Annotated in this window: 12 protein-coding genes and 1 pseudogene; 2 read left to right on the top strand and 11 right to left on the bottom strand. The window is 65.1% G+C overall.

Features of this window, described 5'->3' with window-relative positions; all coding sequences use genetic code 11:
* Positions 1–2 precede the first annotated feature (2 nt).
* The gene (locus tag ACWIQA_RS04175) at positions 3–1,013 is read right to left on the bottom strand and encodes an NADP-dependent oxidoreductase (RefSeq protein ID WP_448581808.1); all 1,011 of its coding nucleotides are present in this window, start codon (positions 1,011–1,013) and stop codon (positions 3–5) included.
* Positions 1,010–1,639, bottom strand: a complete 630-nt coding sequence (locus ACWIQA_RS04180; protein WP_448581809.1) for a DUF2459 domain-containing protein — start codon at positions 1,637–1,639, stop codon at positions 1,010–1,012. The genes ACWIQA_RS04175 and ACWIQA_RS04180 overlap by 4 nt, the downstream gene beginning before the upstream one ends.
* Positions 1,640–1,779: 140 nt before the next feature.
* Here ACWIQA_RS04180 and ACWIQA_RS04185 point away from each other — a divergent pair, with 140 nt between their 5' ends.
* Entirely contained in the window at positions 1,780–2,487 is a 708-nt protein-coding gene (locus ACWIQA_RS04185) for a TetR/AcrR family transcriptional regulator (RefSeq protein ID WP_448581810.1), read from the top strand.
* On the opposite strand, the gene ACWIQA_RS04190 is transcribed toward ACWIQA_RS04185, so the two are convergent.
* Positions 2,458–2,943 (bottom strand): DUF2306 domain-containing protein, encoded by a 486-nt coding sequence (locus tag ACWIQA_RS04190; RefSeq protein ID WP_448581811.1) that lies wholly within the window; start codon positions 2,941–2,943, stop codon positions 2,458–2,460. The genes ACWIQA_RS04185 and ACWIQA_RS04190 overlap by 30 nt on opposite strands.
* Positions 2,944–3,090: 147 nt before the next feature.
* Between ACWIQA_RS04190 and ACWIQA_RS04195 the strand changes: the two genes are divergently transcribed.
* Complete coding sequence (locus ACWIQA_RS04195) at positions 3,091–3,813, top strand: LytTR family DNA-binding domain-containing protein (RefSeq protein WP_448581812.1); 723 nt, start codon at positions 3,091–3,093, stop codon at positions 3,811–3,813.
* On the opposite strand, the gene ACWIQA_RS04200 is transcribed toward ACWIQA_RS04195, so the two are convergent.
* The 8 genes and pseudogenes from ACWIQA_RS04200 to ACWIQA_RS04235 form a co-directional block, all read right to left on the bottom strand.
* Positions 3,797–5,224, bottom strand: coding sequence for an NAD-dependent succinate-semialdehyde dehydrogenase (locus ACWIQA_RS04200; protein WP_448581813.1), 1,428 nt, complete (start codon positions 5,222–5,224; stop codon positions 3,797–3,799). The two genes, ACWIQA_RS04195 and ACWIQA_RS04200, sit on opposite strands and share 17 nt — an antisense overlap.
* The gene (tatC, locus tag ACWIQA_RS04205) at positions 5,221–5,994 is read right to left on the bottom strand and encodes a twin-arginine translocase subunit TatC (protein WP_448581814.1); all 774 of its coding nucleotides are present in this window, start codon (positions 5,992–5,994) and stop codon (positions 5,221–5,223) included. The genes ACWIQA_RS04200 and tatC overlap by 4 nt, the downstream gene beginning before the upstream one ends.
* Positions 5,991–6,383, bottom strand: a complete 393-nt coding sequence (gene tatB / locus ACWIQA_RS04210) for a Sec-independent protein translocase protein TatB (RefSeq protein WP_448581815.1) — start codon at positions 6,381–6,383, stop codon at positions 5,991–5,993. Before tatB ends, tatC begins: the two co-directional genes overlap by 4 nt.
* Positions 6,383–6,625, bottom strand: coding sequence for a twin-arginine translocase TatA/TatE family subunit (locus ACWIQA_RS04215; RefSeq protein ID WP_448581816.1), 243 nt, complete (start codon positions 6,623–6,625; stop codon positions 6,383–6,385). The genes tatB and ACWIQA_RS04215 overlap by 1 nt, the downstream gene beginning before the upstream one ends.
* 56 nt (positions 6,626–6,681) lie before the next feature.
* Positions 6,682–7,266: an SMC-Scp complex subunit ScpB gene (scpB, locus tag ACWIQA_RS04220; protein ID WP_448581817.1), complete on the bottom strand. Its 585-nt coding sequence runs from the start codon at positions 7,264–7,266 to the stop codon at positions 6,682–6,684.
* A protein-coding gene (gene prfB, locus ACWIQA_RS04225; protein WP_448581818.1) for a peptide chain release factor 2 occupies positions 7,256–8,384 on the bottom strand; the annotation gives its coding sequence in 2 pieces (ribosomal slippage) (positions 7,256–8,314 and positions 8,316–8,384; 1,128 coding nt in all). The genes scpB and prfB overlap by 11 nt, the downstream gene beginning before the upstream one ends.
* Positions 8,385–8,453: 69 nt before the next feature.
* A pseudogene (locus ACWIQA_RS04230) lies at positions 8,454–8,561 on the bottom strand (PEPxxWA-CTERM sorting domain-containing protein); the annotation flags it as partial.
* Between the two features lie 77 nt (positions 8,562–8,638).
* Positions 8,639–9,351: choice-of-anchor K domain-containing protein (locus ACWIQA_RS04235; RefSeq protein ID WP_448581819.1), on the bottom strand; the 713-nt coding region annotated here is incomplete at its 5' end.

Raw genomic sequence — 9,351 nt, forward strand, 5'->3', positions numbered from 1 at the left:
CCCTATTCCGGGCTAACCTGAACCAGCAGCTTGCCGAAATTGCCACCGCTGTAGAGCAGCTTCACCCATTCGTCGGCACGGTCGAGGCCGGGGCGGATATCCTGCCGGGTCTTCACCTTGCCTTCCAGCATCCAGCCTGCAAGCGCCTGCAGGCATTCACCCATGCGGGGGGCGAAGTCGGTCACGATGAAGCCGCGGATGGTGAGCCGGCGCATGAGAATGAGAGTCCAGCGGCCCGGCTCCTCAACGAGGTCGGTTGCATTGTAGGTCGAGATAAGCCCGCACAAGGGCACCCGGCCAAACAGCTTCATGCGGCCCAGGACCGCCGACATGATGGGGCCGCCGACTTGCTCGAAATTGATGTCCACGCCTTCGGGCGCGAGGCGATCGAGGGCAGCGCCTACATCTTCTGCCTTGTAGTCGATGGCCGCATCGAAGCCGAGCTCCTCCACCACATAGCGGCATTTTTCCGCGCCGCCGGCAATGCCGATGACACGGCAGCCCTTCAACTTGCCGATCTGGCCGACGATCTGGCCAACGCCCCCGGCCGCTGCGGAGACGACGAGGGTTTCCCCGGGCTTGGGCTGGCCGATCTCAAGAAGGCCGAAATAGGCGGTGGGGCCAACCACGCCGAAGGTGCCAAAGGCTTGCGGAATCGAGATGCCCGGCAGCTCGGGCATGTGCTGGAGGCCGGCGCCGTCACTGACGAGAAGGTCGGTCCAGGCGCCGAGCCCGGCAACCAGCTCGCCTTCTGCAAACGCCGGGTTGCGGCTTTTGACCACGCGGCCGACGATGCCGCCGCGCATCGGCTCGCCGAGGCCGACAGGGGGCATATACTGCTCCATGTCGGACATCCAGATACGGTTCGTGGGGTCGAGCGAGAGATAGAGCACACGAACATGGACCTGGCCTTCGGCAATTTCCGGCACCGTCTCCTCGACGAATTCGAGGTCGCCATCGGCGATGTCGCCCCTTGGGCGGCGCTGAAGCCGCCAGACCTGCCGTGTCATCATCTCGTCTCTCCCTCGCCACGCGCAAAGCGCCACATGAGGCCCTGCGGCAGCGGTGTCCAGCGGCCGACACGCACGCCAGCTGCCGCAAGCGCATCGCGCGTCCACTGGTTGCAGGTCTGCCACGGGCTGTAGCGCCCGTGCGCAGGCAGGAACATATCCTCCGGGCCATAGCCTGGAAGTGGCGCGCCAGGTGCAATCGCGGCCTCCAGATGCGCGACAAGGCGGCGATATTGCGCAGGCGTCAGATGGATGGGCCGCCCTGCGGGAGCATCGAGCCGGTAGAGGTGGACAAGGCTCTCATGCCCAGCGACGAGTGCACGCAAGCCAAGGCGCAAGTCGAAGTCAGCCCAGGTTGGTGTTGCCAGGAAGAATTCCCGCTCGCCCCAGGAGAAGCTGAGGAAGGGTCCGGCGGCGCGGCCATCGGGGAAGAGCGGAAGCCGCACACGCCAGTCATGGCCAGCAGCAGCGACAGGAAGGACGAGCCGGCTATGAACAAGGCTTGCGTCAATATGGATGGTCACGCCGCCAGCAGGTGCGCGCTGGCGGGGGTTTTCGGGCACGAGAGCGCCCCCGACCATCGCGGCAAAAAAAGCGGCAACAAGGACAAGCGCACTTCTGCCAAGCACGCAGGCGATTCTGGGAAGCGGGATTGGCACTGGCATGCAGCATGCTAGAGCGTCTCGCCATCTCACCCAAGCGCAAGGACAAGTTTTGACTGCCACTCAAATCTGCGGCATAGGGGCCGCAGGGAAAGAAAGGGCTGGCATTGGCAACACGTGCAATCGATATCGGGGAGGGACGGAAGAGTCGTGGCACCGCGCGGGAAGCGCCGCGTCGCTATGCGCCCGCCGAGACCAGAACGCGCGTGATCGAGGCGGCCTACCAGCTGTTCTCGCTCAATGGCTATCAGGGAACGGGCACGGCCGATATCGCGCGGGCAGCCAATGTCTCGGAAGGGTCGATTTTCTATCATTTCGGCTCGAAGCGGGCGCTCCTTGGCGAGCTTGGCCGGCTCCATGGCGAAAAGATGGTCGCGGCCATGCAGGGCGGCGATCCGCTCGAGACTCTCGACCCGGCCGATGTGATTACCCGCTGCTTCGAATTTTGCGCCCTCAACACCGCTTGGGAGGCGATGGGGGGCGAGGAAGAGTGCAAAAGCGGCTACAAGAAGCCCAATGCCGACCCCGAGGCCGAGCCCTTCTTCCTTGCCGCGCGCGAAGTGACGCAGGCCTGGGTGGAGCAGCATATTGCAGCCTGGAATCGCCACCATGGCATCACGGAGGTTGATCCAGCGATTGCTGCCTCGCTTACCTTCGCTGCCGTTGGCGACGCGCTGCACATGGCCTTCCGGGCAGGAGTGACGGAAGCCGAGCGCGCCCACATTCTCGCCCAGACGATCCGCTTCGTCAAAGGCGCCTGCATGAGCAGCGGGCAGGGCGGCAGCTCAGGACCGCGCCAGGCGGTTGAAGATTAGCCAGCTTCCGGCCGCGTAGAGAATGAGGTTGAGCGCTGCAAACAGGCCCCAGAGGGCAACGGGCCCCACGTCCGGCGCGATCCCGAACCGGGGGTTGACCAGAAACTGGCTGGTGCCTGCCATCAAGAGGCCAAGCCAGCTGTAGCCCATGTCGATCTTGTGGCGGCGAAGACTGTTGGCGTCGCCAGTCCGGAACCAGCGGCGCAGCGACCACATGCCAGACGCAAGCGCACTCAGGCTGACGATAACGAAGAGAAAGAAGACCGGGAATCTGCGCTCTGGCCAGGTGAGAAGTGCGGAAACATTGGTGACAAGCATCACAAGGATATAAAGATAGCCAAGCCTGCGGTGCCCGGGCGTTCCCTTGGCAGCTGCCAGCTGGATAAGGCCAAGCGGCAGGGCGATGAGGGCTGCTGCGAAGTGGGTGGCGATGAGCGGCGAGAGATTGGCGAACATCGGGGCGCCTCCGGCAGTGGCAAGTGACGCCGGAATGACGTGCGGCAGGCCTTGTCGCCAGCTTGGATTCGCGGCGGCTGCTTCACTTTTCGCCGATGCCGCGTGCGGCCGGATTCGCGCTTCGTGAGTTCGCAGGCCTCACCCCGCGTGCTGCAGACGGTCGCGCTTGCGAGCGCTGCTGCGATTCTGCTTACCATCGCATCCGGGCCCTTCTTCACGGGCATGCTTCCGATTCCGGCCCGCACCCTGTTCTGGGCGAGTCTCATCAGCTGGAATGCGCTGAAATGGCTGCTCTGGTATCACATCCTGCCGCCTCGGCTGCCGGAGCGCGGGCAATGGCTGGTGCCGATCGGCGGGGCCCTGCTCCTCAATGCCAGCCTGCCACTCGAGATCGCGTTCGCCTACCGGGCAATCGGCGTTGCGGCAGCGCTTGATCCGTGGACCGTCTATCTCTTGGCCCTCCTCATGTCGGGCGCGATCAGCCTGCTTTCCTTCCTCACCTTCCCGCGCGCGGTGGAAGCGACGGCACCTCCAGCCGCGCCGCCGCGCGGGCTTGCAGCGCGGGTGCCGCTCAACGAGCTGTGGGCCGTGACCGCCGAGGACCATTATGTCCGCCTCCATCTCAGCACGGGCGAAAAGCCGCTCTTGCTCTATCGCTTCTCTGATGCGCTCGCCGATCTCGCGGCCGTCGACGGGCTGCAAGTGCATCGCAGCGCCTGGGTCGCAGCAGGGGCGGTCGCAGCTGCGCGGCGGGCGGGGCGGCGATGGCTCCTTCGGCTCCCCGACGGCACCGAAGTGCCGGTGAGCGAGGCGCGCGCTGGCGCGGTTAGGGCCAAGGGCTGGCTCGGCCGCCCTACAGGGCGACATTGACATATTTGAGCTCGAGATACTCATCGATGCCGTAGCGCGAGCCTTCGCGCCCTAAGCCCGATTCTTTCATGCCGCCAAAGGGGGCGACTTCGTTCGAGATGATGCCAGTGTTCACTCCGACAATCCCGTATTCAAGCGCTTCGGCAACTGCGAAGACGCGGGCGAGATCCCTGGCATAGAAATAGGCAGCAAGGCCGAAGCGCGTCGCGTTGGCGGCTTGGATCACCTCGTCTGCCGTCTCGAAGCGGAAGACGGGTGCAAAGGGGCCGAAAGTTTCCTCGGTTGCAACCTTCATGCCCGAAGTCACGCCTGTCACAAGGGTCGGCATGAAGAAGCTGCCGCCGAGCGGGTGGCGGTGGCCGCCAGCGACAAGGGTGGCGCCCTGCGCAAGCGCGTCAGCGAGATGCTCTTCCACCTTCTCGACGGCCGCCATGTCGATCAAGGGCCCGATCTCGCTGCCATCGGCATCCCCAGGGCCCACCTTCAGCGCTTTCACGCGCGCTGCGAGTTTGGCGACGAAGGCATCATGGATCTGGGCCTGGGCATAGATCCGGTTGGCGCACACACAGGTCTGGCCAGCGTTGCGGAACTTGGACTGGATGGCCCCCTCGACGGCAGCGTCGAGATCGGCATCGTCGAAAACGATGAAGGGCGCGTTGCCGCCAAGCTCGAGACTGAGCTTCTGCACATGGCGTGCAGCCTTCGCCATCAGGCTCTTGCCCGTCTCGGTCGAGCCCGTGAAGCTCAGCTTGCGCACAAGCGGGTTGGACGTAAACTCATCAGCGATCGCAGCAGCCGGGCCGGTGACGATTGAAAGCAGGCGCGGATCAAGTCCGGCCTCGTGGGCAAGGCGAGCAAGCGCAATCGCTGTCAGGGGCGTGGCCGTGGCCGGCTTCACCACCATCGGGCAGCCGGCAGCAAGGGCAGGGGCAGCCTTGCGCGTGATCATGGCAGCGGGAAAGTTCCAGGGCGTAATTGCTGCCGTCACGCCGACCGGCTGCTTCAAGACGAGGATCCGGCGGCCGGGCGTGGGGGTGGGGATGATGTCGCCATAGGCGCGCTTTCCCTCTTCCGCGAACCACTCGATAAAGCTCGCGGCATAGGCGATCTCGGTCCGGCTTTCGGCAAGCGGCTTGCCTTGTTCGGCCGTCATCAGGCGGGCGAGCGGCTCCTGGTTCGCCATGACAGCCTCGAACCAGCGGCGAAGCGTCTGGCCGCGCTCCTTCGCTGTCTTGGAAGCCCACGCAGGCAGGGCTTCCGCAGCCGCGGCGATGGCTTGCGCCACTTCGGTGCGGCCAAGATTTGGCACATGCGCAAGGATCTCGCCAGTCGCCGGGTTGCTGACGGGGATTTCCGCGCGGGCAATCCAGACCCCGCCCACTGGCAAGGCACCATCGAGCGCAAGCTTCATTCGGCCGGCTTCTCGAAAGGTGCGTGGGCCGCCCGGCGCCGCTCCGTCAGTCGGATGGCGACGATCGCAATCTCATAAAGGATGCAAAGTGGCACGGCGAGCAGCAGCTGCGAGACGACATCGGGCGGCGTGAAAATGGCAGCGATCACAAAGGCGATGACAATCGCGTAGCGGCGGCCCTTCACCAGCTGGTGGAGGCTCAGGATCCCCGCGCGCGCAAGCAGCATGAGAAGAACAGGGAGCAGGAAGGCAGCCCCAAAGGCGAACAGGAACTGCATGATGAAGCTGAGATACTGGCCAACCGAGGGCAGCGCTTCCTGCATCACGCCACCAAGCTCGCCTTCAAACCCAAGGAGGAAGCGCAGCGCCACGGGCACGGCGACGAAATAGGCGAAGGCAGCACCCGCTGCGAAAAGAAAGGGGGTGGCAATCAGGAAGGGGAGGAGAGCTGCCTTTTCCTGCCGGTAGAGGCCGGGGGCAACGAATTTCCAGAGCTGGGTGGCAAGCACCGGGAAGGCAAGCATCAGCGCGCCGAAGGCGGCCACACGGACCTGGACAAAGAAGGCCTCGAACACCTGGGTGAAGATGACCCGGTCCTCACCGGCGGCAACCAGCGGCTGGACAAGGATGGCGAAGATGGGGCGGGCGAACGTGAAGCAGACGAAGAAGGCGACAATGAGCGCTGCAACCGACCAGAGGAGGCGGGTACGCAGCTCGACGAGGTGCGCAATGAGCGGCTGGGGCGTATCATCGATGTCAGAGAGCTTCATCGCGCCGCCTCTGGCCCCGGCTGGGGGCCTGCGTCTGGCGGGTTGGCATCTGCTTTGCCAAGGTCAACTCGGGGCGGCTCGCCAGCATGGTCGGGCTCGCAGCCGGCTGGTGCGGGCGGAGCATGGCCAGGCAGCGTGCCAAGGTCTGGAACTGGGCCGGTCGCAGCCATGATCGCCTCGTTGTGGCGCTTCCACTCCTTCTCCATTTCCTCAAGCTCGGCCTGGCGCACCATCTCGTCGAAGCCGGCGCGGACATGGCGGGTCATGGCGCGGGCCTTTCCCACCCATTTGCCAAGCGCGCGCATGGCAAGGGGCAGCTCCTTGGGCCCGATGACCAGGAGGGCAACGGCCGCGACGAGCAGCAGCTCGGACCAGCCGAGGTCAAACATCAGGGCTGGCGGCTGGAGTCGGTCGCACTCGGCGTGGCAGCAGAGTCGGCCTTGATCTGGGCCGTGACCGTGGGCGCCTGCGCCTGGGAGCCAGCTGTTGGCTCATCGTCACTCAAGCCCTTGCGGAACGCCTTGATGCCTTTGGCAACATCGCCCATCATCTCGGAGATCCGGCCGCGCCCGAACAGGAGCAGCACGAGAACTCCAACGACAATCCAATGCCAGATGCTGAAGCTGCCCATCGCTTGCTGCCCATCCCTTCCGTTTTGCGGCAGCACCCGCCAGCCGCGCGCCCTACTTAGGCGCCTGGAGAGGATTCTGCCAGTGCGGCACTCGGCGCTGCCGCCTCGGGCGGAAGCGGCTCCAGGAGGCCGGCAGCCCGGAGCTCGGCAAGGCCAGGGAGGTCGCGGCGCGAAGTGAGACCAAAATGGGCAAGGAAGGCGGCTGTCGTTGCATATTGCAGCGGCCGGCCGGGCGCTTCACGACGGCCGGCAGGGCGGATGAGATCGGCTTCAAGCAGGGCATCGAGTGTGCCGCGCGAAATCTGCACGCCGCGGATCTCCTCAATCTCCGCCCGAGTCGCAGGCTCATGATAGGCGATGATGGCAAGCGTCTCGAGCGCGGCCCGGCTGAGCTTGCGCGGCGCCTCGCGCACAGCTGTCAGCACGGCAGCGCAATCGGGCGCCGTCTGGAAATGAAAGCGGCCACCGCGGTTGACGAGGTTCACGCCGCGGCCAGCGTAATCCGCCTCGAGCCGGGCGAGGGCAGCGCCGAGATCGCCCTCGCCCGCATGCGCCCGGATATCAGCAGGCGCGAGCGGCTCGGCGGCGGCGAACAGCACAGCCTCCACCCTTCGCGTGTAGAGGTCAAGGTCAGTCGACATCCTGAACCTCGACGGCCTCGCCCGTCACCCGCTGCGACAGCGCGGCAGCGATGAAGGGATCAAGCGCACCATCGAGCACCTGGTCAGGCGAGGTCGAAGTAACTCCCGTCCGCAGGTCCTTCACCAGCTGGTAGGGCTGGAGGACGTAGGAACGGATCTGGTGGCCCCAGCCGATGTCGGTCTTGGCAGCGTTCTGGGCATTGGCTTCCGCCTCGCGCTTCTGGAGTTCCGCCTCGTAGAGCCGTGCGCGTAGCATCTTGAAGGCGGTGGCACGGTTCTTGTGCTGGGACCGCTCGCTCTGGGAGGAAACGACGATCCCGGTTGGCAGGTGGGTGATGCGAACCGCCGAGTCGGTCGTGTTCACATGCTGGCCACCAGCGCCGGAGGAGCGGTAGGTGTCGATTCTAAGGTCCTTCTCGTTCACTTCGATGGCAATGGAATCATCAACTTCCGGATAGACCCACACACTTGCAAAGCTGGTGTGGCGGCGGGCGTTGGAATCGAACGGGCTGATGCGCACGAGGCGGTGGACTCCGCTTTCGGTCTTCGCCCAGCCATAGGCGCCTTCGCCCTTGAGAAGAAGCGTTGCCGACTTGATTCCGGCCTGCTCGCCAGCGTGCTCGTCGATGAGTTCGGTGCGGAAGCCGCGGCGCTCAGCCCAGCGCTGATACATGCGCAAGAGCATTTCCGCCCAGTCCTGGCTTTCGGTGCCACCAGCGCCGGCGTTGATCTCGATGAAGGCATTGTTCGCATCCGCCTCGCCGGAAAGCAGGGCTTCCACCTTGTCGCGCTCGGCGCGCTCGGCAAGCTTTGCCAGCGCCTCGACACCTTCGGCTGCGAGCGCCTCGTCGCCTTCAGCCTCGGCAAGGGTGATGAGCTCGGCCGTGTGCTTGAGCTCCTCCTCGATTGCGCGCGTGGCACTGATGGCATCCTCGAGCTTGCGCCGCTCGCGCAGGAGCGCCTGGGCCGCCTTCGGGTCCTCCCAAAGCGCCGGATCCTCGGCGCGCGCGTTCAAGGCCTCGAGCCGCTTGAGCGCCCGGTCCCAGTCAAAGAAACCTCCGCAGCAGCCCCACGGCCTGCTCGATGTCTGCCTTCAGGCTTTCCGCTTCTGCACGCATGGAGCGGACATAGGGCGAGGCAGTCCCCGTGAAAAGCCCGCCGCTGCGTGGCCGCCGCCAGGGCCGAGCTCAGGCGGCCGCGCCCTCCGCGACACGCCGGCGCCGGAGCGCGCTGCCCACCAAACCGAAGCCCGCGATCAGCATGGCCCAGCTCGCCGGCTCGGGGATGGGGCCACCCCCGCCGCCGCCACCCGGAGGCGGCACCGGCTGCACCGGGTTTGGATCAAGCGGGTTGAGCGGCGAGATTGTGCGGGTCAGAAAGCCGCCACGGGGATTGCGCAGCTGGATGAGATGGAGCGAGCCAAAGGCGCCCCAGAGCTCCACCGTCCCGGTATTGCCATAGCCAGCGGACCGCAGCAGAAATCATAAACCCGGAGGCTCCCCAACTGCTCGTATCCCTCCAGATAGATCCAATCGGCCTCCGCATTCTGGACGGCGAGATTGGTCGGCGGGAATTCACCAGGACCATAGGTCAACGCATTGGTGACGTTTACGATGGAGGCCCTGACTGTCCGATTGAAGGCCGGATTGTTTGTGCTGATGGTGGTCAGCTCGAACGCGAAGGAGGTTGGCCGATTGAAGGCCGGTGTGTCGCCACCCCCATGCCAGGCGCCGTTGGTGTAGGTGATGGTGCCCAGCAGGAACAACTGTCCGGGCTGAACGTTGCTGAAGCTTGCCGGCGTGAACACCAGCTTGTTGACTGAATTGCTACCCGCCGGCATCCAGTCATAGCGAAATTCGACATTGCTGACCCCGGGGGCAAAGGTGTAGCCGCCTTGGACAAACACATAAGGTGAGCCTTCGCCTACGGGATCATATTCGCTGTCCATCTCCGCCAGGTCCCCGTTGAACCGCCCCTGGTTGAAATAGGGGGTGTTGCCAAGCGCGGACAGGGGGATCGTCGCCATCGGACCAGAAACATTCAGGAACTGGAATGAGACCGTCCCCGAGCCGGTGATGCCGCTCT

Source organism: Thermaurantiacus sp. (assembly GCF_053487655.1).

What these genes read in the sequence shown, in the direction of transcription:
- ACWIQA_RS04175 (WP_448581808.1), bottom strand. Translation starts at nt 1,013, where the DNA reads ATGATGACACGGCAGGTCTGGCGGCTTCAGCGCCGCCCAAGGGGCGAC.
- ACWIQA_RS04190 (WP_448581811.1), bottom strand. Translation starts at nt 2,943, where the DNA reads ATGTTCGCCAATCTCTCGCCGCTCATCGCCACCCACTTCGCAGCAGCC.
- ACWIQA_RS04200 (WP_448581813.1), bottom strand. Translation starts at nt 5,224, where the DNA reads ATGAAGCTTGCGCTCGATGGTGCCTTGCCAGTGGGCGGGGTCTGGATT.
- tatC (WP_448581814.1), bottom strand. Translation starts at nt 5,994, where the DNA reads ATGAAGCTCTCTGACATCGATGATACGCCCCAGCCGCTCATTGCGCAC.
- tatB (WP_448581815.1), bottom strand. Translation starts at nt 6,383, where the DNA reads ATGTTTGACCTCGGCTGGTCCGAGCTGCTGCTCGTCGCGGCCGTTGCC.
- ACWIQA_RS04215 (WP_448581816.1), bottom strand. Translation starts at nt 6,625, where the DNA reads ATGGGCAGCTTCAGCATCTGGCATTGGATTGTCGTTGGAGTTCTCGTG.
- scpB (WP_448581817.1), bottom strand. Translation starts at nt 7,266, where the DNA reads ATGTCGACTGACCTTGACCTCTACACGCGAAGGGTGGAGGCTGTGCTG.